Origin of the sequence: Pseudomonas sp. B21-047 (assembly GCF_024748775.1) — a bacterium.
GTDB classification, from domain to species: domain Bacteria; phylum Pseudomonadota; class Gammaproteobacteria; order Pseudomonadales; family Pseudomonadaceae; genus Aquipseudomonas; species Aquipseudomonas capeferrum.
In genome coordinates this window covers 1,785,036-1,808,590 of sequence record NZ_CP087169.1, presented here as the reverse complement: position 1 = coordinate 1,808,590, position 23,555 = coordinate 1,785,036, and the positions used below count along the sequence as shown (strand labels likewise).

Below are 23,555 nucleotides of genomic sequence, written 5' to 3'. Positions count from 1 at the left end.
AACGGCTACAGGGTAAACGAAAGCCCCTGCCCAGCGTCCAGCATCAGCGGCGCAACCTTTATTCCGGCAACTGCACCTGCGGCTTGGTCGCGGCAAAAATCGCCCAGCTCGACACGAACAACGCCGCGATCAACGGCCCGATCACGAACCCGTTGAGCCCGAACACCGCCAGCCCGCCCAAGGTGGAAACCAGGATCAGGTAGTCTGGCATGCGCGTATCCTTGCCCACCAGAATCGGCCGCAGCACGTTGTCCACCAGGCCGATCACCAGCACGCCGAACGCGCTCAGGATCACCCCCGGCAAAATCGCCCCGGTCAGCAGGAAGTACGCCGCCACCGGCGCCCACACGATGCCCGCCCCCACCGCTGGCAACAGCGACAGAAACGCCATCAGTACCGCCCACACCAGCGCACTCGGAATATCCAGCACCCAGAAGATCAGACCGCCCAGCGCGCCCTGGGTAATGGCAACCAGCACGTTGCCCTTGACCGTCGCCCGCACCACACGGTTGAACTTCAACTGCAACCGGCGCTTCTGGTGCTCGGGCAGTGGCACCGCCAACCGCACTCGCCTGGCGACTTCCGGCCCCTCACGCAGAAAAAAGAACAGCAGGTACATCATGATGCCGAAGCTGATCAGAAACTCGAACGTGCCCTGGCCAAAGTTGAATGCCTGGCTGGCCAGCACCTGGCTACCCTGCGTGGCCCACTTGGTGATCTTGTCGCGCAGCCCATCCAAGTTACCCATGCCCATGCTGTCCAGGCTGTTTTGCGCGAAGGCCGGCAGCATGTCCTTGCCGCGCTCGACGTAGCCGGCGATATCCAGTTGCCCACTCTCGATGCGCTGGTACAGCGTGGCGCCCTCCTGCACCAGCAGGGCACTGGTGATGATGACCGGCAGCACCGCCACCAGCAGGCACACCATCAAGGTGGTGAACGCTGCCAGGTTGCGCCGCCGCCCAAAGCGGATCAGCAGGTTCCGCTGCAAGGGGGCAAACAGGATGCCCAGTATCACCGCCCAGAAGATCGCACCGTAGTACGGCAGCAGGATCCAGACGAAGGCAATGGTCACCAGCGTCAGGAGGACTGCCAGGGCTTTGTTCTGTAGAGCGGTTGGGTTCATGGCACTTCCTCGCGGGTTCTTGGACATTAGTGCCCGCCGCTGCCGCAAAAGTGCCGCTGCTCCGTTGATTCAGGTCAATACGCTGTGGCCGGCAGGTGCTTAGCATCCGCACCTTTTGCCCCGGTGCGTCCATGAACCCTCCCGCCAAGCCCGAACTGCTGGCCCCCGCCGGCTCCCTCAAGAGCATGCGTTATGCCTTCGCCTATGGCGCCGACGCGGTCTATGCCGGCCAGCCGCGCTACAGTTTGCGGGTGCGCAACAACGAATTCGACCACGCCAACCTGGCGCTGGGCATCCAGGAAGCGCATGCCCTGGGCAAGCACTTCTACGTGGTGGTCAACATCGCCCCGCACAATGCCAAGCTCAAGACTTTCCTCAAGGACCTCGCACCGGTGATCGCGATGGCACCGGATGCGCTGATCATGTCCGACCCCGGCCTGATCATGCTGGTGCGCCAGCACTACCCAGAGATGCCAGTACACCTGTCGGTGCAGGCCAACACGGTCAACTGGGCCAGCGTGCAGTTCTGGCAACAGCAGGGGATACGCCGAGTGATTTTGTCGCGGGAGCTGTCGCTGGAGGAGATCGAAGAAATCCGCCAGCAGGTGCCGGGCATGGAGCTGGAGGTTTTCGTCCACGGCGCGCTGTGCATGGCCTATTCCGGCCGCTGCCTGCTGTCGGGCTACCTCAACAAGCGCGACGCCAACCAAGGCAGTTGCACCAATGCCTGCCGCTGGAAGTACCAAGCCACGCCCGCCGGCGAAGACGCCACGGGCGACATCGTGCGCCAGGTCGAGCCGACCCTGGGCCTCGGTGCGCCCACCGAGCACGTCTTCCTGCTGCACGAAAGCAACCGCCCAGACGACGCGATGCCGGCGTTCGAGGACGAGCACGGCACCTACATCATGAACGCCAAGGACCTGCGCGCCATCCAGCACGTCGGGCGCCTGGCCGGCATGGGCGTGCACTCGCTGAAGATCGAGGGCCGGACCAAGTCGCACTTTTACTGCGCCCGCGCGGTGCAGTCGTACCGCCAGGCGATCGATGACGCCGTGGCCGGCCGGCCTTTCGATCGCGCCCTGATGGACAACCTTGAATCCCTGGCCCAGCGCGGTTACACCGAAGGTTTTCTGCGCCGGCATGTGCACGACGAGTACCAGAACTACCAGCGTGGCAACTCACTGTCCGAACGCCAGCAGTTCGTCGGCGAGCTGACCGGCGCGCGCGTGGACGGCCTGGCCGAGGTCAAGGTCAAGAACCGCTTCGCCGTGGGCGACCACCTGGAGCTGATGACACCGCGTGGCAACTACCATTTCGACCTGCACCGCCTGTGCGGCCGCCAGCAGCAAGCCCTCGAAGTGGCCCCAGGGGACGGCCATGTGGTGTACCTGCCGATCCCTGAACAGGTCTCCCTGGAGTACGGCCTGCTGATGCGCGACCTGCGCCACGAAGAAGCCGCCGCCTGACAACGCTGTAATGTGCAGCTCAGCTGGCTGACAGCCGGCACAGGCGAACATCGGGGCTCTCTCGCATGAGGCCTCGCCATGTTGCGCACCCCCTCCCGTCGTACCTTCGTCAAAGGCCTGGGCGCCGCCACCACACTGGCAGGCCTGGGCCTGTGGCGGCCGTTGGCCCAGGCAGCCGATGGCCGCGACCTGGCCGGGCAGCACTTCGAGCTGTCGGTCGGCCAGAGCGCCGTCAATATCACCGGCCGCCCGCGCACAGCCCTAACCGTCAATAACAGCCTGCCCGGCCCGGTGCTGCGCTGGCGCGAAGGTGATACGGTCAGCCTGCGCGTGCGCAACCACCTCGATCAGGCCACCTCGATCCACTGGCATGGCATCCTTCTGCCGGCCAACATGGACGGCGTCCCTGGCCTGAGCTTTGCCGGTATCGAGCCTGGGGGCAGCTACCTCTACCAGTTCACCCTGCGCCAAAGCGGCACCTACTGGTACCACAGCCATTCCGGGCTGCAGGAGCAGGCGGGGGTGTATGGGGCGATCGTCATCGAACCCCGCGAAGCCGAGGCGCACCGCTACCAGCGTGACCATGTGCTGCTGTTCAGCGACTGGTCGGACCAACCTCCCGAGCAGCTGCTGGCGACCCTGAAGAAGCAATCCGACGCCTTCAACTACCACAAGCGCACGCTCGGTGACTTCATCGATGACGTGGCTGACAATGGCTGGGGCGCTACGGTCGCCGAACGCATGGGCTGGGCAAGCATGCGCATGAGCCCCACCGACCTTGCCGATATCAGCGCAGCCACCTACACCTACCTGCTCAATGGCCAGCCGCCGGACGGCAACTTCACCTGCCTGTTCCAACCGGGTGAAACCGTGCGCCTGCGGCTGATCAATGCCTCGGCCATGACCTATTTCGACTTTCGCATCCCCGGCCTGAAGCTGACGGTGATCGCCGCCGACGGCCTGCCGGTGACGCCGGTCAGCGTGGACGAACTGCGCATCGCCGTGGCCGAAACCTACGACGTGCTGGTAACCGTCGGCAACCTGCCCGCCTACACCCTGTACGCCCAGAGCATGGACCGCAGCGGCTACGCCCGCGGCACCCTGGCCCGCGCCAGCGGCTTGCAGGCACCGGTGCCGCAGCCCGACCCTCGGCCGGTGCTGAGCATGGCCGACATGGGCCACGGCGCCATGGCCGGCATGGACCACAGCAATATGGCCGGCATGGACCATTCGGCCATGCCCGCCATGCAGCAGCACCCGGCCAGCGAAACCGACAACCCACTGGTGGACATGCAAACCATGGCCCCACAGCCCAACCTTGCCGACCCAGGCATCGGCCTGCGCGGCAATGGCAGGCGGGTGCTGACGTATGCCGACCTGCGCAGCCCCTACCCCGACCCCGACGGCCGCGAACCGTCACGCGACATCGAGCTGCACCTGACCGGCCACATGGAGCGCTTCGCCTGGTCGTTCGACGGGGTCAAGTTCAGCGATGCCGCACCGTTGCGCCTGACCTACGGCGAGCGCGTGCGCATCACCCTGGTCAACGACACCATGATGACCCACCCCATCCACCTGCACGGCATGTGGAGCGACCTGGAGGACGAGCACGGGCGCTTTCAGGTGCGCAAGCATACCGTCGACATCCCGCCCGGCAGCCGCCGCTCGTACCGGGTCACTGCCGACGCCCTGGGCCGCTGGGCCTACCACTGCCACCTGCTCTACCACATGGAGACCGGCATGTTCCGCGAGGTACGGGTCGATGAATGAGCCCAACAACCGCCGCATCATCACCGGCGTAGCCCTGCTGGCATTGCTCGCCAGTGAGCGCGTCCTGGCCGCCGGCATGCAGCACATGGACCACGGCGCCATGCCCATGGACCACCGCCAGATGAACCATGCCACGCCGCCTGCGCAGCAACCGCGCACGCCATTGCCGATGCTCAGCGACGCCGACCGCCACGCCGCCTTCGCGCCGCTGCCAGGGCACCAGGTGCATGACCGCGCGCTCAACTGGGCAGTGATCGTCGACCAGCTCGAATACCAGCATGTGGACAACGGCAGTGCCTTGAACTGGAACGCCAGCGCCTGGGTCGGCGGCGATATCGACCGGCTGTGGCTGCGCAGCGAAGGCGAGCGCGAGCAAGGCCAGACCCACAAGGCCGAACTGCAGGCGCTGTGGGGCCACGCCATCAGCCCCTGGTGGGAACTGGTCGGCGGCCTGCGCCAAGACTTCAAGCCCGCCAGCGGCCAGGCCTGGGCAGCCTTCGGCATCCAGGGCACACCGCTGTATGGCGTAGAGCTGGAGGCCACCGCCTATGCCGGCGAGCGGCAACAGACCGCGCTGCGCCTGGAAGCCGCTTACGCTATGCTGCTGACCAACCGCTGGATACTCGAACCCACCCTGGAAGCCAACTTCTTCGGCCGCAACGATGGCGGCCGTGAGCAAGGCACAGGGCTGGCTGACAGCGAGGTCGGCCTGCGCCTGCGCTACGAGATCAGCCGTGGCTTTGCGCCCTACCTCGGGGTCAGTTTCAATCGCCTGCACGGCAACCGCGCCGATCAGGCCCGCGAAGACGGCGAAGACACAGGCCAGACCCGCCTGGTGGCCGGTATCCGCCTGCGTTTCTAAAGGAGTGCTTCACCATGCTGCGCAAACACCTGCTCACCGTCGGCCTGCTGGCCATCACCGGCCTGGCCCAGGCCGCCGAAACCATCGATGTGTACCGCGACCCCAACTGCGGCTGCTGCAAGGCCTGGATCAGCCACCTGCGCGACAACGGCTTCACCGTCAATGACCACGTCGAACCCAATATGAGCGCGGTCAAGCAACGCCTGGGCGTGGCGCCGCGCCTGGCCTCGTGCCATACCGGGGTGATCGACGGCAAGTTCGTCGAAGGCCATGTACCGGCCGAACAGGTTCGCCTGCTGGCCAAGCGAAACGACCTCAAGGGCCTGGCCGTGCCGGGCATGCCCATGGGCTCACCGGGCATGGAAATGGGTGACCACAAAGACGCCTACCAGGTCATCGGCGTGACCCAGGATGGCAAGGACACCGTGGTCGCCAACTACTGATGCTCAGCCTATGGGCGCTGTTTTTCAGCGCCTTCGGCGCCGCCACCCTGCTGCCGCTGCAATCGGAGGCGGTGCTGGTCGGCTTGCTGCTGCGCCAGCCCGATGCCTGGGTAACCTTGCTGCTGGTGGCTACCCTGGGCAATGTGCTCGGCTCGGTGGTCAACTGGCTACTGGGGCGGGCCATCGAACACTGGCGTGACAAGCGTTGGTTCCCGTTCAGCGCCGTCCAACTGGAGCGTGCCCAGCAGCGCTACCAGCGGTGGGGGCAGTGGTCGCTGCTGCTGAGCTGGATGCCAGTGATCGGCGACCCGCTCACCCTGATCGCCGGGATCATGCGCGAGCCGTTCTGGCGCTTCATGCTGCTGGTAACCCTGGCCAAGGCCGGCCGTTACGCGGTGGTGGCCATGCTCACCCTGGGCTGGTTTCACGCCTGGTAACACCTTTGCCGCTTGCGGGGGTCAACTCACTGTTACAGTCGCCAATTCCTACATGGCCCTACACGGAGTGCCCCCATGCTGCGCGCAACCGCCCTGGCTCTGGCCTGCCTTGTCGGCGGCCCGGCCATCGCCGCCGAGTCGCCCACCTACGGTAAACAGCTCGAAGGGTTCAGCTACCCTCACCCGCTCAAGCATTTCGATTTCAAATCCCAGGGCCAACCCCTGCAGATGGGCTACATGGACGTGCCTGCCCAAGGTCAGGCCAACGGCCGCAGCGTGCTGCTGATGCATGGCAAGAACTTCTGCGCCGCCACCTGGGAAACCACCATCAATGCCCTGAGCAAGGCCGGCTACCGGGTCATCGCCCCGGACCAGGTCGGCTTCTGCACCTCCAGCAAACCCGCGTATTACCAGTACAGCTTCCAGCAACTGGCAGACAACACCCATGCCCTGCTCGACCAGTTGGGTGTGAAGCAGGCCATTGTGCTGGGCCACTCCACAGGCGGCATGCTCGCCACCCGCTATGCACTGATGTACCCGCAGCAGGTCGAGCGCCTGGCGATGGTCAACCCGATCGGCCTTGAGGACTGGAAAGCCCTGGGCGTGCCGTATCGTACGGTGGACCAGTGGTATGCACGGGAGCTCAAGCTCGATGCCGCAGGGGTACGTGAGTATGAGCGCAAGACGTACTACGCCGGGCGCTGGAAGCCGGAGTACGAGCGCTGGGTGCAGATGCTGGTAGGCCTGAACCAAGGCCCGGGCCACGAAGCAGTGGCGTGGAACTCGGCGCTGATCTACGACATGATCTTCACCCAACCGGTGTACCACGAGTTCAAGGACCTGAAGATGCCGACCCTGCTGCTGATCGGCGATCAGGACACCACGGCCATTGGCAGCGATATCGCACCGCCAGAAGTCAAGGCACAGTTGGGCAAGTACCAGGTGCTGGGGCCGCAGGTGGCCAAGCTGATCCCCCAGGGTGAACTGGTGACATTCGAAGGCATGGGCCACGCGCCGCAGATCGAAGAGCCGGTGCGGTTCAACCGGACCCTGATCGAGTGGCTGGAGCGCTAAGCCTACGAGCCGAAGCGCTGCAGTTGCATCTCGCGCAAGCGGCTCAGGGTGCGTTGGTACGGGAACGCCAGGTACCCTTGCGTGTACAGCGCATCGAGCGGTACCTGCGCCTCTACATACAACGCCACACGGCGGTCGTAGCATTCGTCGACCAGCGCAATGAACCGGCGCACCGCATCGTCCTTGGGCGACAGCGCCGGCAGCTCACGGTCCCCTGCCGCGACCCGCGCCGCGCCATCTTCTGTACCCCGGGCGATGCGGCCGGCCCGTTGTTCACCACCCAACGCCGGTACCCCTTCCAGCAGAATCGAGGGGAAGCGGTCACACAACGCCATGAACTCGGTGGCCGCCAAGGATTGCTCGCAGAGGTCGCCAAAGCGGCACCAGATGGCCTGCTCGCTGCGCCGGATGACCGTGATCTGCCTTGAGCCTATGGCCAATGGCTGGTCGCTCCCCGGGTCTGCCGGGCTGAGCTGGCGAAACACCTCGGCGAGCACCCCACGCGCGCCGGGTTCAACCACCCAATAGCGCTGGCGCTGCGCGCCCGGGTGCAGGCGATGGTCCTGCTCACCGGCCACCGACAGCACCCGCATGTGCCGCTCGATGGCCGCAATTGCCGGCACGAAGCGGTCACGGTTGAAGCCGTCGCGGTAGAGCTGGTCTGGTGGCTGGTTGGAGGTGGCGACGATCACCACGCCCTGATCGAACAGTACCTGGAACAGCCGCCCGAGGATGATCGCATCGCCGATGTCGTTGACGAACAACTCGTCGAAACACAGCACACGTATCTGCCTGGCCAATTCACGGGCCAGGGCCAGCAGCGGGTCAGCGGTGCCGTTGAGCTGGAACAGGCGCTGGTGCACCCAGGCCATGAAATGGTGAAAGTGCTGGCGTCGGCTGGGCAGCTGCAGGCAGCGGTGAAACTGGTCCATCAGCCAGGTCTTGCCACGGCCGACCGGGCCCCAGAGGTAGATGCCCTGGGTCGGGCGACCGTGTGCCACTGCCTCGAAACAGGCCTGCAGCGCGTTGACCGCATCGGCCTGTGCAGGGTCGTGGACATAGCCGTGGTCGGCCAGGGCTTGTTGGTAGAGGGTCTGCGGGTCTGAGGTCATGCGGCATTATCAGTACCGCCCCCCTCGCCGGCAAGCCGGCCCTGCCCCTCAGCCTTCGTTGAGGCCCACTTTCAACAATTGGCCGTCCTTGTCGTCGGTCAGTACATACAAGTAGCCATCCGGCCCTACCCGCACATCACGGATACGTGCCTTGAGGTCCCCCAGCAAGCGCTCCTCGTGCACGACCTTGTCGCCCTTGAGCTGCAGACGAATCAGCTCCCGGCTGGCCAGCGCACCAATGAACAGATTATGGTCCCAGCCCTTGAATGTCGGGCTGTCGTAGAACGCCATGCCGCTGATGCCCGGGGACTTCTCCCAGACATGGTGCGGGTCGACCATGCCCTGTACATGCTTGCCCTTGGCCTCCGGAATCGGCAGCAGCGAGTAGTTGATGCCGTGGGTAGCAATCGGCCAGCCGTAGTTTTTGCCGGGCTGCGGAATATTGATTTCGTCACCGCCACGCGGGCCGTGCTCGTGGGTCCAGAGCGTGTCTGTCCAAGGGTTGAGCGCCGCCCCCTGCTGGTTACGGTGGCCGAACGACCAGATCTCGGGCCGCACGTTGGCCTGGCCGACGAAGGGGTTGTCCTTGGGCACTTCGCCGTCGGGCAGAATGCGCACGATCTTGCCTTGCAGCTTGTCGAGGTCCTGGGCGGTTGGCCGTTGGTTGTTCTCGCCCAAGGCGATGAACAGATAACCCTCACGGTCGAACACCAGCCGCGAGCCGAAGTGGTTGCCCACCGACAGTTTGGGCTGCTGGCGGAAGATCACGGTGAAGTTCTCCAACCGCGCGCGGTCTTCAGACAACTGGCCCCGGCCAACCGCCGTACCGGCCTTGCCGTCATCGCCCGCTTCGGCATAGGACAGGTAAACGGTACGGTCCTTGCCGAATGCCGGCGACAACACCACATCCAGCAAGCCGCCCTGGCCCTCGGCCCAGACCTTGGGCACACCGCTGATGGGCGGGCCGACCTTGCCTTCGGCGTTCACCAGCCGCAAGTTGCCGGGGCGTTCGGTGACCAGCATGTCTTTGCCACCGGGCAGGAAGGCCAGTGCCCAAGGGTTGCGCAGGCCGTCGGCCACGGTATTGACGGTCAACTGCCCTTGCTCGCTGGGGAACTGCTGTTCGGAGGCCGCTTGCGCCAGCAAAGGCAGCAGCGCGGCAGCGGTCACGGTGGTCAGCCAGGTAGCTCTGGTCATGCAGGGTTCCTTGCAACGGGGCTCACGGCGCGCGTGGGTTATCGCGCGGTGGCCGGGTGGGTTCCAGACTGGGGGTCTGCTGTTGGCGACGCAGGTTGTCGCCGTTGCCAATGCCGCGGTTGTCCAGTGACGGCGTGCGCTGGTAGGGGTCGGTCGAAGGCCCGCGCACCGGCGGTGTGGCAGGCATGCTGCCTTGCCGACTGTTGGGGTTGGCACGCTGGATCGGGCTGTTGTACGGGTTGTTGTTGCTGGCAGCGAGCTGCAAGGGCACAACCGGCGCGGCGCGCGCGGGCATACACAACGCCAGGCCGATGGCCAGGATTGGCAGGGTCAGGTTCATGCTTCACCTCCTGTACGAAAATGCCGCGCCTTGTGCGTTTGATAGCCTAAGGCGCGAGGGGTTCGCGGCAAAAGTGTGAATGCAGCTGGAGATAATTCCTGATGTTTCAGTATGGACCCGCACGGGCGGGTTTACTGGCCGCTGCGAAAGGCCATCCACAGGCGGTTGCGTTGGCGCAGGTCGGAAAGCGCCATGCTGCGGTCGGCATACAGCCGCTTACGTACCTGGGTAGGCGGGTAGATGTCCGGGTCGTTGCGCACGGCTTCGTCCACCAAGGGCGTGGCTGCGCGGTTGGCATTGGCGAAGAACAGCGTGTTGGTCAGTGCCGCAACCGACTCCGGCTTGAGCATGAAGGCGATGAACGCCCGGGCCGCTTCAGGGTGCGGCGCATCCTTGGGGATGACCAGGTTGTCTTGCCAGACCACGGTGCCTTCCTGGGGGATGCGGTAGATCAGCTCGAACGGCTTGCCCGCACGGCGGGCCTGGTCAGCGGCCATCGCCGCATCGCCGTTGTAGGTCAGTGCCAGGCACACACTGCCGTTGGCCAGGTCGCTGATCTGCCGGCCGTTGGCGACATAGCGGATCGAAGGCTGCAGCTGGTTCAGCAGTTTCTGCGCCGCTGCAAGGTCGGTTTTGTCCTGGCTGTAGGGGTCCTTGCCCAGGTAGTTCAAGGTCAGGCCGATCATTTCCTGCGGCGAGTCGGGCATGGCGATACCGCAGTCCTTCAGGCGGCTGGCGTACTCGGGCTTGAACAACAGGTCGAGGCTGTCCAGCGGCACATCGCCCAGGCGCTGGCGTACGGCCTCGACGTTCACCCCCAGGCCCAAAGTGCCCCAGGTGTAGGGCACCGCATAGCGGTTGCCGGGGTCGGCCTCGGCCAGCTTGGCCAGCAGGTCCTGGTCGAGGTTGGCATAACCCGGCATGGCCTGGGCTTCGAGCGGCTGCAGGGCATTGGCCTTGAGGGCACGGGCCAGCACGGTGGATGACGGCACCACCACATCGTAGCCGCTGCCCCCGGTCAGCAGCTTGGTCTCCAGCACCTCGGTGGTGTCGAAGGTGTCGTAGCGCACCTTGTAGCCGGTTTCGTGCTCGAAGCGCTGAAGGGTTTGCGGGGCGACATAGTCGGCCCAGCTGTAGAGGTTGACGACCTTTTCCTGGGCCTGCAGCGGCAGGGCCAGGCACACGGACAACAGGCACAGCGATCGACGCATGACGGACACCTCGGCAAAGGGGGCTGCCCGTCACTGTAGCCCAAGGGTTTTCAGGCTGCGCCAATCAGTAGGCCATGCTCCAGGTCAGGGTGTAGGTGCGCCCACGCCCTTGGTAGTCATACAGGTACGCTGGCCCATAGGTCGGTGCATAGAACAACGTCGCACGCTGCCCCCAGACCGTGCTGTACTGCTTGTCCAGCAAGTTCTGGATGCCTGCACTGAAGGTGCCGAAGCCAGTGTCCTGGCTGCCCAGCAGGTCGAAGGTGGTGTAGCCGTCGATTTCGTGATCGGCATCGTCCTTGAGGCTGAATGCGTGGTTGGCCTGCAGCCGCGCACTGCGGCCATCGCCCTTCCAGCCGACGAACGCGGTGGACTTGGACAGCGACGCATAGCGGGCATCGCGCTTGTTCCAGCCACCGTTGGCGGCCTCTTCTTCGGAACGGGTCAGGTGCAAGGTACCACCGGCCTCCCAACCGCTCTGGAAGTGACGGGTCAACGCACCTTCGAAACCAAAGTCGCGGCTCTTCTGCTCTTCGACGTTGATGGTCAGCGTTTGCGAGTCGACGTTGATGATCTTGTCCGACCAGATGTAGTACAGCGCCGCCTGGGCGTCCCAGTCCAGGTCGGCAAAGCGCCAGCCGAGTTCGACCTGGCGGCTCTTGATACCGGCCAGCGGGTTGTCGGCGACGCTCAGGCCTGGCTTGCCGTAGTACTTGGCCGGGTCTGGCAGGTCGAAACCTTCACCGTAGTTGGTCCACAGCTGATGGCCATTCTTGAAATCGTAAATGGCGCCGACGTTGTACAGGCTGACCTGATAATCGTTGCTGCCGCCGGGTACGCCTTTGAAATCGCTGACATCCACGTCCATCTGCTGGCGCCGCGCGCCACCGGACAAGGTCAGGTTGTCGGTGGCATGCCAGTCGAGCTGGGCGTACACCGACACACCGTCAACCCGGTAACTGGGGTAGCGCGCGGCCTTGCTGGCCTTGTCCATTTCCAGGCCACCGCTTTCGGATGACGTCAGGGCATCGAAGGTGGTCTGTTCGGCGTTGAAGCGCTCGCGGTCCAGGTCGACGCCGTAGGTCAGCTTGAGCGCATCCCATTGTTTGGCGAACAGGCCTTTGAGGCTGGTGACTTCGAAGTTCTGTTGTGATGCGGCGAAGTACACCCCGCGCGCCCCGGTGGGGGTGGCGCGGTTGTAGTACGGAAACGGGTAGAAGTTGTCGTCTTCCTTGCGGTACGAGGCCTGCAGGTAGAAGTCCTGGCCCAGCACATCGGTGTGATGGTAGTTGGCGTTGAGCAACAGGCGCCGGGTGCGTGGCTCTAGGTCGGAGGAATAGCCGCTGCGCAGTTCGGCGTCTTCCAGGTCCGAGGGGGCGTTGTGGTTGAGGTTGGGGAAGTAGATACCCGTGCTGCCGTGGTTGCCCGAGTCGTAGTACTGGGCCAGCAGGTCCAGGCTCTGCTCGTCGGTCAGGGTCAGGCCCAAGGTGCCGAGCACGTCGATTGTGCGGTTGTACTGCAGGTCGGTCTGGGTATTGTCGATGAATATCTGGTCGCCAGCGCCGTCGTAAAAGGCTTCATTCTGCTCGCCGGAGATGCCCAGGCGGGCGCTGACCCGCTCGTTGCCGCCGCTGATCGACTGGGCGATGCGGGTGGCCAGGTCGTCACTGTTGTTGAAACCGCTGCTGGCACCTAATTGGGTCTCGAAGCGTGCCGGGCCGGGCTCGCCCTTCTTGGTCACGATGTTGATGATGCCGCCGGTGGCGCCACCCCCGTAGAGGGCACTGGCACCCGACAGCACTTCGACACGCTCGACGTTGAACGGCGAAATACTGTCGAACTGGCGCGACAGGCCGCGCGAGCTGTTCTGGCTGACCCCGTCGATCATCACCAGCACATTGCGCCCACGCATGTTCTGGCCGTAGTTGGTGCGCCCCTCTGGGGCCAGGTCCAGGCCCGGCACCAGCTTGCCGATGGCTTCCTTCAGGCTCACACCGCTGTCGATCTGCTCGCGCAGTTGCTGCTGATCGACCACCCAGACGGTGCCGGGGATTTCACTGATGGCGGTGCTCGTGCGCGAGGCGACGCTGACTTCGATGGGCTTCAAGTTGACAGCCTGCGGCGCAGTGTCCGCCTTGCGCAGCGTGACGGTGCGGGCATCGCTGAACTGCCAGCCCATGCCGCTGCCGGCCAGCAACTGCTGCAACGCCTGCTCGATGCTGTAGCTGCCCTGCAAGGCCTGGCTATTCAGGCCCGACACATCACCGGTGGTGTACAGCAAGTGCAAACCGGCCTGGTCGGCGAACGCCGTCAGGGCCTGGTCCAGTGGCTGGGCCGGCACGTCCAACTGCACCTGGCGGGCTTCGACCTGGGCCGCTTGCGCAGCGGTCGAGGCCAACGCCTGCAGCGGGCCAGCCAGCATGGCCAGGGCACTGCAAGACAGCAAGGCGTGATGGAGAGAACCGCTGCGGCGGTGCAAGGGCTTGAGCGTAAGGGCCACGAATGAGCTTCCAGACAAGTCGTAAATGAGAATGGGTTGCTGAGCAGTCCCACTACGACGATCTGGCCTGGATGAACTTGCAGCGGCAGATGAAAAATATTTCGATTATTTTTTGCAGGCTCAGTGCACCACGGCCAACCAGGGCAGGTAGGTGACCTTCAGGCCATAACGCTGCTCCAAGGTACGCAGCAGTGCCTGGGGCTCATCGAGGTCGAACACCCCGCTCACTTCCAGGGCAGCCAGCGTGGTATCGGACAGCAAAATGCGCCCCTGCTGGTAACGCTCAAGCTCTGCCAGCACCTGCCCCAGCGGCTTGCCGTTGAAAATCAGCTTGCCGCGCTGCCAGGCGGTCTGTGCGCTGGCATCGGGCGACACCGGCACCCTGCGCTCACCCACCGTGGCCTCGCCCTGGGCCAGCACCACGCGGCCATCGCGGCGCACGCTGAACGTCGCCGCCGTGCCCCGCACCGCCTCGCCTGCGGTATCGACCACAAAGGGCCGTGCGTCGTTGGCCGTTTCGAACAAGGCCTCGCCAGCATTGAGTACCACTCGGCGCTCACGCTCGGTAAATGCCACCGTCAAGGCACTGCCGCTGTTCAGCAGTACCCGCGAGCCATCGGCCAGGGTAATAGCCTGCCGCTGCCCCAGCCCGGTGTGGTAGTCCGCCAGCCAGATTGGGGCCTGCTGCCAGCCGGTAAAGCCTGCGGCCATCAACACCACCGAGGCCGCCAAGCCGGCCGCCCAGTGCCGTCGGCGCCGAACGGGTGGTGGCGCGACAACCTGGGCGGTCGGGGTGTGGCCAATGTCTTGCCACAGCGCTTGCGCCTCGCGCGCCGCCTCGGCATGCGCCGGGCTCAATGCGCACCACCGCTGATAGCGGGCGTGGTCCGCCGCCGTGGCATTGCCCGCGTGCAACAGCACCTGCCAATCGATGGCATCGTCGCTGAGGTCGCTGAGCGGTTGGGCTGCAGGCATGGCGTAAGGCTCAGTCATGGTTGTGTTTGAGCCAGTCACGGCAATGGCGCAGTGCCTGGCCGATGTATTTTGCCACCATGCTTTCGGAAACGCCCAGCCGTTGTGCAATCTGTGCCTGGGTCAGGCCTTCGATGCGGTTGAGCAACAGCGCCTGGCGGGCGTTGCTGGGCAGCTGCAACAGCGCCTCGTCGAGTATCTGCAGGCGCTCGCGGGCAAGCAACGCCGCCTCGGGCGCCGGCGCCGGGCAGGCCACCTCCCCTGTGCCATCGCTGTCATCGTGACGGGCAGCGTTGCGTTGCTCACGGCGCAAAGCATCGATCGCCAGGTTGCCCGCGACCCGAAAGATGAAACTGCGCGCATGCAGCACCGGGACCGCTTGCTGGTCGATCTTCACCAGCTTCAGGTACGTCTCCTGCGCGACGTCGGCGGCGCGCTGGCGATCGCTCATGCGCCGGGTCAGGAACTGCAGGAGGTCGTCGTAGTGCTCCTGGAAACTCGCCAGCAGACCAGACACGGGAGACGTCAGCATGAGGTAGGAGAAAGGCCAGTAAGAGGAATTGTCGGGCGTTAATGAGAAACAGTATCTTTCATTGTGCACGCCACTTTCAACGTCAGAGAGCATTTGCCACACTGACGCTTGAATTCTTCTGGCAAGGTTGCAACCCATGACTGCCCATTTGCACCGCTGTGCCCGCGGCTGCCTGGTACTGCTGTTGGCGTTCGGCCTCAGCGCCTGTGCGTTGTTCCAGGCGCGCGACCCGCTCAACATCAGCGTGATTGGCATCGAGCCGCTGCCCGGCCAGGAGCTGGAACTGCGCATGGCGGTGAAAATACGCGTACAGAACCCTAACGAAACCCCGATCGACTACAACGGCATCGCGCTCGACCTGCAGGTCAACGGCCAGCCGCTGGCCGCCGGTGTGAGTGACCAGCAGGGGCATATAGGCCGTTTCGACGAGGCAGTGATCGTAGTGCCGGTCAGCGTCACCGCGTTTTCCTTCCTGCGCCAGGCCTATGGCCTGGGCCAGCGCAATTCGCTGCAAGGGCTACCCTATGTACTGCGCGGCAAACTGGCAGGCGGGTGGCTGGGCACCGTCCGCTTCACCGACGAAGGCACGCTGGATTTGCCGACGGCTGCGGGCGCTGGCAGGTAGACAGCCTCAGCGGCTGTTGTTGGCGGCGGCCATCATCTTGTTGACCTCACTGCGCACCATGCTGGCGTATTCGGGCGGCGACATGCCTTCAAGCTCGGCACGCACCCACTCGGCCCATTTACCCTTGCGCCGTGGCTTTTCGGAAATCAGCCGGGCCGCTTCGCCCTTGGCCTTGCCCAGGTTGCTCTGCCACATTTCGAACAACCGCGCCTTCTCTGCCTCGATCTGCGCCCGTTCCTCGAAGCTCTTGTTGGCCAGATTGAAACTCATGAAGGTACCTGCCTGTTGAAAATGGCCGCTATCTTACACCGTAGCGATGCGTCACCGGAAAGCCGGCGCAACTTTCCCGACGCGCCGGCATCCATTGTTCACCCCCCCATTGACGAGGATGAGTTCATGGCCCGAAAAAACGCCGCACAAGCCGCCAGCGATCAGATCAAGGATCAGGTCTTCAGCGAACTGCAGGCATTGATCGAAGAATCCGAAAAGCTGCTCAACGACAGCGCAGCCCTGGTTGGCGAGGAGGCAGAAACCCTGCGCGCCCAAGTCAGCCTGAAACTGCGCCAGGCCCGCCAGGCGGCGAGCAATGTGCGTGACAAGGCCCAGCCGGTGGTGGATGCCACCCAGGACTACATCGGCGGCCACCCCTGGCAGACCGTTGCCGTGTCCGCAGGCTTCGGCCTGGTGGTCGGCCTGTTGCTGGGCCGCCGTTACTAAGCAGCGCTAACGGCCGCAGCGCCGCCTGACCGGTTTCAGGCGGCCTGCGCCAGCGGGATACCGCTATGGAAGCGCAGCTCCTGGTCCGGTGACTGGATCAGTTCGGCCTCGGCCTCACGTACCAGCTCCACCCGGCGGGCGATGTCCGCTGCCTCACCATACTGATGGGCCAGCTTCAGGTAGCCCTGGTAATGGCGCGCTTCACTTTTCAGCAAGCCGTGGTAGAAGGTACCCAGCTCTTCATCCAGGTGCGGCACCAGTGCGGCAAAGCGCTCGCAACTGCGTGCTTCGATGAAAGCCCCAACCACCAGGGTATCCACCAGTTTGACCGGTTCATGGGCACGCACCAGGCGGCGCAGGCCCGAGGCATAACGCCCGGCCGACACCGGGCGCAAAGTCACACCCCGACGCTTCATCAGGCGCAACACCTGCTCATGGTGCACCAGCTCCTCGCGGGCCAGGCGCGACATCATGTTGATCAGGTCCAGGTGCGTGTTGTACTTGGCGATCAGGCTCAAGGCGGTGCTGGCGGCCTTGAACTCGCAGTTCTTGTGGTCGATCAGCAGGGTTTCCTGGTCGGCAAGCGCCGCTTCGATCCAGGCATCTGGGGTCGGGCAGCCAAGAAAGGCGTCGATTTCGGGGATCAAGGACATAAACGTGCAACCAGACAGAACAGGCAGGGCCGGCGATTATACCGGCGGCAAGCGGCAGCGCCAGTGACTATGCTTGATGTACATCAAGCGGCGGCGGGTGGGGCGCCGACTATAGTCAGGCATTGGCCGCCATCTTTGAACGGAGCTCAAGCCCATGCAAGCCGTCCGCAGCATCCTCGTCGTCCTCGACCCCGCGCATGCCCATAGCCGGGCCTTGACCCGCGCCAAGCTAATCGCAGGGGTGACCGGCGCGCGCCTGCACCTGTTGATGTGTGACAAGAAGCAGGACCACAGCGCGCTGCTCAGCCTGCTGTGCAGCCAGTTGCACGATGACGGGTATGACAACGTGACCTTTGAGCAGGCCTGGCACGACACCCTTCACGAGTCGATCATCGCGGTGCAGCAAGCTGAAGGCTGCGAGCTGGTCATCAAGGAGCACCGGCCGGACAACCCCCTGAAAAAAGCACTGCTGACGCCCAGCGACTGGAAGCTGCTGCGCCTGTGCCCCAGCCCGGTGCTGATGGTGAAAACCGAGCGGCCATGGACGGGCGGGGTAATTCTGGCGGCCGTGGATGTCGGCAACCAGGATGAGGATCACCGCCGGTTGCACGCAAGTATCATCGACCATGGCTATGCCATTGCCGGCCTGGCTAAAGGTCAGTTGCACGTCATCAGTGCGCACCCCTCCCCCATGCTGTCGGCTGCGGACCCGGTCTACCAGCTCAGCGAGACCATTGCAGAGCGCTACCGCGAAGCCTGCCGCGCGTTTCAGGCCGAGTTCGACATCAGCGATGAACGCCTGCATGTCGCCGAAGGCCCGGCCGATGTGCTGATACCCCATACCGAGAAGAGGTTCGGCGCCGTGGTCACGGTGATCGGCACGGTGGCCCGCACGGGGATTTCCGGTGCCTTGATCGGCAATACGTCGGAGGTGGTGCTCGACTCGCTCGAAGGGGATGTGCTAGTGCTCAAGAGCGAAGAAGCGATTGCCCACCTGACAGAACTGGCCCGCGGGTAGGCCAGCACAGCATCAACATGCTTTTGTAGGAGCGGCCTTGCGTCGCGAAAGGGCTGCGTAGCGGCCCCAGGTTCTGTGTCGCAGCAAAAATCGCCGGGGCCGCTATGCGGCCCTTTCCGACCGGTCCGGCGCCCCGGCAAGGCCGCTCCTACACAGGCAAGGCGTTGCCTCGCGCGAAGGGCTAGGTCAGCGCCTCACGCACTTTTGGGTCCAGGCCTTCCCCGCCATTGGCCTCGCTCCACGCCAGCAACTGCCGGCGCATCGCCGGCGTCCAGAAGCTCTGCAAGTGCTGCCTCACCCCCTGCACCGCCAGCACCCGGTTCGGTTCGCTGTCAAAATAATGGGCAATCTGGTTGGCCATCTTGACCAGGTTGTCGCTGCTCATCGGCGCACCTCGGCGTTCTCCGGTTGCTCGGCGGTGCGGCGCTCCTTGAGCAGGCGGCGCTGTTCGTCGCTGAAGTCCTGGTAGCGCTTCTGCCATTCAGACGGGTGGAACACCTTCACCACCTCCACCGCCGTCACCTTGTATTCAGGGCAGTTGGTGGCCCAGTCGGAGTTGTCGGTGGTGATCACGTTGGCGCCAGACTCAGGGAAGTGGAACGTGGTGTACACCACCCCCGGCGCCACCCGCGCACTGACCTTGGCGCGCAGCACCGTCTGCCCGGCACGGCTGCCGATACCCACCCAGTCACCGTCGCGAATGCCACGGCTCTCGGCATCGGTCGGGTGCAGCTCCAGGCGGTCGGCATCATGCCAGGCAACGTTGCCGGTGCGCCGGGTCTGGGCGCCAACGTTGTACTGGCTGAGGATACGCCCGGTGGTCAGCAACAGCGGGTAGCGGCTGTTGACCTTCTCGTCGGTGGGCACGTAACCCGTGAGCATGAAGCGCCCCTTGCCGCGCACGAACTGGTCGATGTGCATGGTCGGCGTGCCATCGGGCGCGGCATCGTTGCACGGCCACTGCAGGCTGCCATGGCGGTCGAGTTCGGCGTAGCTGACGCGGTGGAAGGTCGGCGTCAGGCGGGCGATCTCGTCCATGATCTGGGACGGGTGGCGGTACTGCATCGGGTAGCCCAAGGCGTTGGCCAAGGCCACCGTGGCCTCCCAGTCGGCCTTGCCGGCCAGCGGCTCCATGACCTTGCGCACCCGCGAGATACGCCGCTCGGCGTTGGTGAAGGTGCCGTCCTTTTCAAGGAACGAACTGCCCGGCAGGAACACGTGGGCGAACTTGGCCGTTTCGTTGAGGAAGATGTCCTGCACCACCACACACTCCATGGCATGCAGGGCCGCAGTGACGTGCTGGGTGTTGGGGTCGCTCTGGGCAATGTCCTCACCCTGGCAGTACAGCGCCTTGAAGCTGCCATCCAGGGCCGCTTCGAACATGTTGGGAATGCGCAGGCCCGGGTCGGGTTGCAAGGTCACGCCCCAGGCCCGCTCGAATTCGGCACGTACCCCTTCGTTGGAGATATGCCGGTAGCCGGGCAGTTCGTGCGGGAACGAGCCCATGTCGCACGAACCTTGCACGTTGTTCTGCCCACGCAGTGGGTTCACCCCTACCCCTTCGCGGCCAATGTTGCCGGTGGCCATGGCCAGGTTGGCGATGCCCATCACCGCAGTGCTGCCCTGGCTGTGCTCGGTGACACCCAGGCCGTAGTAGATGGCCGCGTTGCCGCCGGTGGCGTACAGCCGGGCTGCGGCGCGGATCTGCTCGGCAGGCACGCCGCAGACCGGGCCGAGTACTTCCGGCGCGTTCTCTGGCAGGCTGACGAAGTCGCGCCAGCGGGCGAAGTCCTCGGTCTCGCAGCGCGCGTCAATAAAGCGCTGGGCCAGCAAGCCTTCACTGACGATCACATGGGCCAGGGCGTTGAGCATGGCCACGTTGGTGCCAGGGCGCAGTTGCAGGTGCAGCTCGGCGCGGGCGTGGGGCGAGTCGACCAGGTCGATGCGCCGTGGGTCGATGACGATCAGCCGCGCGCCCTGGCGCAGGCGGCGCTTGAGCTGCGAGCCGAACACCGGGTGGGCATCGGTGGGGTTGGCGCCAATCACCAGCACCACGTCGGCCTGCATCACCGAATCGAAGCTCTGGGTACCGGCCGATTCACCGAGGGTCTGCTTGAGGCCGTAGCCGGTGGGCGAATGACACACCCGGGCGCAGGTGTCGACGTTGTTGTTGCCAAACGCCACGCGCACCAGTTTCTGCACCAGGTAAGCCTCTTCGTTGGTGCAGCGGCTGGAGGTGATGCCGCCAATCGAATCACGCCCGTATTTGAGCTGAATGCGCCGGAACTCGCTGGCTGCGTAGTTTACCGCCTCTTCCCAGCTGACTTCCTGCCACGGGTCTTCGAGGCGCTTGCGGATCATCGGCTTGGTGATGCGGTCCGGGTGGGTGGCATAGCCCCAGGCGAAGCGGCCCTTGACGCAGGCGTGGCCATGGTTGGCGCCGCCGTTCTTGTCCGGGACCATGCGCACCAACTGGTCGCCCTTCATCTCGGCACGGAACGAGCAGCCGACACCGCAGTAGGCGCAGGTGGTGATCACCGCACGTTCGGGCTGGCCGAGCTGCACCAGGCTCTTTTCGGTCAAGGTGGCGGTCGGGCACGCCTGCACGCAAGCACCGCACGACACGCACTCGGAGGCCAGGAAGTTATCGCCCCCAGCCGCCGCCACCCGCGAGTCGAAACCACGCCCGGTGATGGTCAGGGCAAAGGTGCCCTGGATGTCTTCGCAGGCGCGCACGCAGCGGCTGCAGACGATGCATTTGCTGGGTTCGTAGTCGAAGTACGGGTTGGAGACGTCCTTCTTCTCAGCCAGGTGATTGGCGCCGTCGTAGCCGTAGCGGACCTCACGCAGCCCCACCTGGCCGGCGACGGTCTGCAGTTCGCAGTTACCGTTGGCCGAGCAGGTCAGGCAGTCCAGCGGGTGATCGGAGATGTACAGCTCCATCACATTGCGCCGTAGCCCGGCCAGGCGCGGGGTTTCGGTGCGCACCACCATGCCTTCGCTGACAGGGGTGGTACAGGAGGCGGGATACCCGCGCATGCCGTCGATTTCCACCATGCACATGCGGCACGAGCCGAACGCTTCAAGGCTGTCGGTGGCGCACAGTTTGGGAATGCTGGTGCCGAGCATGGCGGCGGCGCGCATCACCGAGGTACCGGCAGGCACGCTGATGGCGCGGCCGTCGATGTTCAGGCTGACCTGCACCTGGCTGTCGCGGGCCGGGGTGCCAAGATCGGTCTCGGGGTCGAAAAAATTGATCACTGTGCGGCCTCCGTCTGAGTCAGACCGAAATCGGCGGGGAAGTACTTGAGCGCGCTGGCCACGGGGTAGGCCGTCATCCCGCCCATGGCGCACAGCGAGCCGTACTGCATCGTGTCGCAGAGGTCGCGCAGCAGCAGGGCGTGGTCGTGGCGTTCGGTGAAATCGGTGCTGGCGATCAGCCGATCCACCACCTCCATGCCACGGGTCGAGCCGATGCGGCAGGGCGTGCACTTGCCGCAGGATTCCTCGGCGCAGAACTGCAGGGCGAAGCGCGCCATGCTGGCCATGTTGAGGGTGTCATCGGCCACCACCACACCGCCGTGGCCGAGCATCGCGCCCATGGCGGCGAAGGCTTCATAGTCCAGCGGCGTGTCGAAGTGGCTGGGCGGCACCCAGGCACCGAGCGGCCCACCGACCTGCGCGGCCTTCAGTGGCCGGCCGCTGGCGGTACCGCCGCCATAGCCTTCCACCAGCTCGCGCAGGGTCAGGCCGAACGCCCGCTCCACCAGGCCGCCGTGGCGGATATTGCCGGCCAGCTGAAACGGCATGGTGCCCAGCGAACGGCCCATGCCGAAGTCGCGGTAGAACGCCGCGCCCTTGGCCAGGATGATCGGCACCGAGGCCAGGGTAAGTACGTTGTGCACCAGGGTCGGCAAGCCGAACAGGCCCTGCAGGGCCGGCAAGGGCGGCTTGGCGCGGACGATGCCGCGCTTGCCTTCAAGGGACTCCAGCAGCGCGGTTTCTTCGCCGCAGATATAAGCGCCAGCGCCAACCCGGACTTCCAGGTCGAAGGCCTTGCCGCTGCCGGCCACGTTCACACCGAGGTAGCCGGCGTCACGGGCGATGGCAAAGGCCTGGTCGAGCACGCGAATGGCGTCGGGGTATTCCGAGCGCACGTAGATGTAGCCTTTGTCGGCCCCCACGGCCAGGCCGGCGATGATCATGCCTTCGATCAGCAGAAACGGGTCGCCTTCCATCAGCATACGGTCGGCGAAGGTACCGGAGTCGCCTTCGTCGGCGTTGCAGACCACGTACTTCTGCCCAGCCCCGGCATCGCGCACGGTGCGCCATTTGATGCCAGCCGGGAACGCCGCACCGCCACGGCCACGCAGGCCGGAATCAAGCACTGCGGCAACCACCTCGGCGCCGTCCAGCGCCACCGCGTGTTCCAGGCCGGCAAAGCCGCCGTGGGCACGGTAGTCGTCCAGCGACAGCGGCCGGGTTACCCCGGCCCGGGCGAACAGCAGGCGTTGCTGGCTTTTCAGATAAGGGATTTGCTCAACCGGCCCCAAGGCCAGGGCATGCTCGTGGGCCTCGCCTGCCAAGCCATCGAGTAGCGCCGGCACATCGTGCACCGTGACCGGGCCGAAACCCTGGCGCCCTTGTGCGGTTTCGCATTCAAGCAGCGGCTCCAGCCAGTACAGGCCACGCGAACTGGTGCGCTGGATATCGACCGCCAACTGCCGGCGTTCGGCCTCGCGCTGCACGGCCTCGGCAACCTGGTCGGCACCCACGGCGCGGGCTACCGAATCACAGGGGATGAACACTTTCAACATGTTTCGCCCTCCAGGCAACCGTTTACCAGGGCACGCAGGCGCTCAGGCGTGAGGCGTGCGTGCAATTGGCCGTCCAGCTCCAGTGCTGGCGAGCAGGCGCAGGCGCCCAGGCAGTACACCGGGCGCAGGCTGATGGCGCCGTCGGCGCTGGTGCCATGGTCGTCCAGCGCCAATTGGTCGCGCAGTTGCGCGGCCAAGGCCTCGGCGCCACGGCTCTGGCATGACTCGGCCCGGCACAGGCGCAAGGTATGGCGTGCAGGCGGCGTGGTACGGAAGTCGTGGTAGAAGCTGACCACCCCACGCACCTCGGCCAGGCTAAGGTTCAGGGCATGGGCAATTTCGGCGACAGCGGCATCGGGGACGAAGCCGATGCCTTGCTGAATGGCGTGAAGGATCGGCAACAGGGCGCCGGGGGTCTCCTTTTCACGGGCCAGGATGCTGTGGATCAAAGGCAGGTGGAGCAGTTCATCAGGCATACAGCGGACCTCGGCATCACGGACCCTGCCTTGGCGTTGTAGAGGCAGGGGCCGGCGTGTTCTGCTGCGGCGTACCGGCCACGTCACGGTTGCGTGGTGTCGGCAGCCTCCTTGCCCATGGCCGTGCGTCTGCGCGCACTGGCCCGAGGGCATCCTGCAAGCATGGCACTTGTGGCGGCGCAGGGTTGCATGCGAACGACCAGGCGCATC

Annotated in this window: 22 protein-coding genes and 1 pseudogene; 9 read left to right on the top strand and 14 right to left on the bottom strand. The window is 65.0% G+C overall.

Features of this window, described 5'->3' with window-relative positions; all coding sequences use genetic code 11:
• Nucleotides 1-58 precede the first annotated feature (58 nt).
• A complete protein-coding gene (locus tag LOY26_RS08310) occupies nt 59-1,123 on the bottom strand; it encodes an AI-2E family transporter (RefSeq protein WP_186661196.1) in 1,065 nt (354 codons plus the stop codon).
• A gap of 131 nt (nt 1,124-1,254) precedes the next feature.
• Between LOY26_RS08310 and yegQ the strand changes: the two genes are divergently transcribed.
• The 6 genes from yegQ to LOY26_RS08280 all read left to right on the top strand — a co-directional run bounded on the left by yegQ (nt 1,255) and on the right by LOY26_RS08280 (nt 7,175).
• On the top strand, nt 1,255-2,589 hold the full coding sequence (yegQ, locus tag LOY26_RS08305; RefSeq protein ID WP_186661194.1) for a tRNA 5-hydroxyuridine modification protein YegQ: 1,335 nt from the start codon (nt 1,255-1,257) through the stop codon (nt 2,587-2,589).
• A 78-nt stretch (nt 2,590-2,667) separates the two neighbouring features.
• A complete protein-coding gene (locus tag LOY26_RS08300) occupies nt 2,668-4,359 on the top strand; it encodes a copper resistance system multicopper oxidase (RefSeq protein ID WP_258714579.1) in 1,692 nt (563 codons plus the stop codon).
• Nucleotides 4,352-5,221: a copper resistance protein B gene (locus LOY26_RS08295; RefSeq protein WP_156310689.1), complete on the top strand. Its 870-nt coding sequence runs from the start codon at nt 4,352-4,354 to the stop codon at nt 5,219-5,221. The genes LOY26_RS08300 and LOY26_RS08295 overlap by 8 nt, the downstream gene beginning before the upstream one ends.
• Nucleotides 5,222-5,235: 14 nt before the next feature.
• The gene (locus LOY26_RS08290) at nt 5,236-5,664 is read left to right on the top strand and encodes a DUF411 domain-containing protein (protein ID WP_186661190.1); all 429 of its coding nucleotides are present in this window, start codon (nt 5,236-5,238) and stop codon (nt 5,662-5,664) included.
• Nucleotides 5,664-6,101, top strand: a complete 438-nt coding sequence (locus tag LOY26_RS08285) for a YqaA family protein (protein ID WP_186661188.1) — start codon at nt 5,664-5,666, stop codon at nt 6,099-6,101. Before LOY26_RS08290 ends, LOY26_RS08285 begins: the two co-directional genes overlap by 1 nt.
• A 75-nt stretch (nt 6,102-6,176) precedes the next feature.
• Nucleotides 6,177-7,175 (top strand): alpha/beta fold hydrolase, encoded by a 999-nt coding sequence (locus LOY26_RS08280; RefSeq protein ID WP_186661186.1) that lies wholly within the window; start codon nt 6,177-6,179, stop codon nt 7,173-7,175.
• 2 nt (nt 7,176-7,177) lie between these two features.
• Here LOY26_RS08280 and zapE read toward each other — a convergent pair whose 3' ends face one another.
• The 7 genes and pseudogenes from zapE to LOY26_RS08245 form a co-directional block, all read right to left on the bottom strand.
• Nucleotides 7,178-8,287, bottom strand: coding sequence for a cell division protein ZapE (gene zapE / locus LOY26_RS08275; protein WP_258714578.1), 1,110 nt, complete (start codon nt 8,285-8,287; stop codon nt 7,178-7,180).
• Between the two features lie 48 nt (nt 8,288-8,335).
• Nucleotides 8,336-9,484: a PQQ-dependent sugar dehydrogenase gene (locus LOY26_RS08270; RefSeq protein ID WP_258714577.1), complete on the bottom strand. Its 1,149-nt coding sequence runs from the start codon at nt 9,482-9,484 to the stop codon at nt 8,336-8,338.
• 22 nt (nt 9,485-9,506) lie between these two features.
• Entirely contained in the window at nt 9,507-9,824 is a 318-nt protein-coding gene (locus tag LOY26_RS08265) for a hypothetical protein (RefSeq protein WP_258714576.1), read from the bottom strand.
• Nucleotides 9,825-9,955: 131 nt separating this feature from the next.
• Nucleotides 9,956-11,035, bottom strand: coding sequence for an extracellular solute-binding protein (locus LOY26_RS08260; protein ID WP_258714575.1), 1,080 nt, complete (start codon nt 11,033-11,035; stop codon nt 9,956-9,958).
• 64 nt (nt 11,036-11,099) lie between these two features.
• Nucleotides 11,100-13,535 (bottom strand): TonB-dependent receptor, encoded by a 2,436-nt coding sequence (locus tag LOY26_RS08255; protein ID WP_186665738.1) that lies wholly within the window; start codon nt 13,533-13,535, stop codon nt 11,100-11,102.
• Between the two features lie 120 nt (nt 13,536-13,655).
• Entirely contained in the window at nt 13,656-14,528 is an 873-nt protein-coding gene (locus LOY26_RS08250; protein WP_258714574.1) for a FecR domain-containing protein, read from the bottom strand.
• Nucleotides 14,529-14,532: 4 nt separating this feature from the next.
• Nucleotides 14,533-15,039 (bottom strand): annotated as a pseudogene (locus LOY26_RS08245) (RNA polymerase sigma factor); the annotation flags it as partial.
• A 136-nt stretch (nt 15,040-15,175) separates the two neighbouring features.
• On the opposite strand from LOY26_RS08245, the gene LOY26_RS08240 reads away from it, so the two are divergent.
• A complete protein-coding gene (locus LOY26_RS08240; protein WP_186661177.1) occupies nt 15,176-15,664 on the top strand; it encodes an LEA type 2 family protein in 489 nt (162 codons plus the stop codon).
• 6 nt (nt 15,665-15,670) lie between these two features.
• Here the strand turns inward: LOY26_RS08240 and LOY26_RS08235 are convergent, their stop codons facing one another.
• On the bottom strand, nt 15,671-15,934 hold the full coding sequence (locus LOY26_RS08235; RefSeq protein WP_186661176.1) for a hypothetical protein: 264 nt from the start codon (nt 15,932-15,934) through the stop codon (nt 15,671-15,673).
• A gap of 126 nt (nt 15,935-16,060) precedes the next feature.
• On the opposite strand from LOY26_RS08235, the gene LOY26_RS08230 reads away from it, so the two are divergent.
• The gene (locus LOY26_RS08230) at nt 16,061-16,381 is read left to right on the top strand and encodes a YqjD family protein (RefSeq protein WP_033700349.1); all 321 of its coding nucleotides are present in this window, start codon (nt 16,061-16,063) and stop codon (nt 16,379-16,381) included.
• Between the two features lie 35 nt (nt 16,382-16,416).
• Here the strand turns inward: LOY26_RS08230 and LOY26_RS08225 are convergent, their stop codons facing one another.
• Nucleotides 16,417-17,034, bottom strand: a complete 618-nt coding sequence (locus tag LOY26_RS08225; RefSeq protein WP_258714573.1) for a tRNA-(ms[2]io[6]A)-hydroxylase — start codon at nt 17,032-17,034, stop codon at nt 16,417-16,419.
• A 154-nt stretch (nt 17,035-17,188) separates the two neighbouring features.
• On the opposite strand from LOY26_RS08225, the gene LOY26_RS08220 reads away from it, so the two are divergent.
• Nucleotides 17,189-18,052, top strand: a complete 864-nt coding sequence (locus LOY26_RS08220; RefSeq protein ID WP_047583898.1) for a universal stress protein — start codon at nt 17,189-17,191, stop codon at nt 18,050-18,052.
• A 181-nt stretch (nt 18,053-18,233) separates the two neighbouring features.
• On the opposite strand, the gene LOY26_RS08215 is transcribed toward LOY26_RS08220, so the two are convergent.
• The 4 genes from LOY26_RS08215 to LOY26_RS08200 are packed head-to-tail and all read right to left on the bottom strand — an operon-like array spanning nt 18,234 to nt 23,345.
• Nucleotides 18,234-18,437 carry a formate dehydrogenase subunit delta gene (locus LOY26_RS08215; RefSeq protein WP_033700355.1) on the bottom strand — a complete coding sequence of 68 codons (204 nt, stop codon included), beginning with the start codon at nt 18,435-18,437 and terminating at the stop codon, nt 18,234-18,236.
• Nucleotides 18,434-21,313 carry a formate dehydrogenase subunit alpha gene (fdhF, locus tag LOY26_RS08210; RefSeq protein WP_033700357.1) on the bottom strand — a complete coding sequence of 960 codons (2,880 nt, stop codon included), beginning with the start codon at nt 21,311-21,313 and terminating at the stop codon, nt 18,434-18,436. The genes LOY26_RS08215 and fdhF overlap by 4 nt, the downstream gene beginning before the upstream one ends.
• Nucleotides 21,310-22,869, bottom strand: a complete 1,560-nt coding sequence (locus LOY26_RS08205; protein WP_033700359.1) for an NADH-quinone oxidoreductase subunit NuoF — start codon at nt 22,867-22,869, stop codon at nt 21,310-21,312. Before LOY26_RS08205 ends, fdhF begins: the two co-directional genes overlap by 4 nt.
• Nucleotides 22,863-23,345 carry a formate dehydrogenase subunit gamma gene (locus tag LOY26_RS08200; RefSeq protein ID WP_258714572.1) on the bottom strand — a complete coding sequence of 161 codons (483 nt, stop codon included), beginning with the start codon at nt 23,343-23,345 and terminating at the stop codon, nt 22,863-22,865. Before LOY26_RS08200 ends, LOY26_RS08205 begins: the two co-directional genes overlap by 7 nt.
• Between the last annotated feature and the right edge of the window lie 210 nt (nt 23,346-23,555).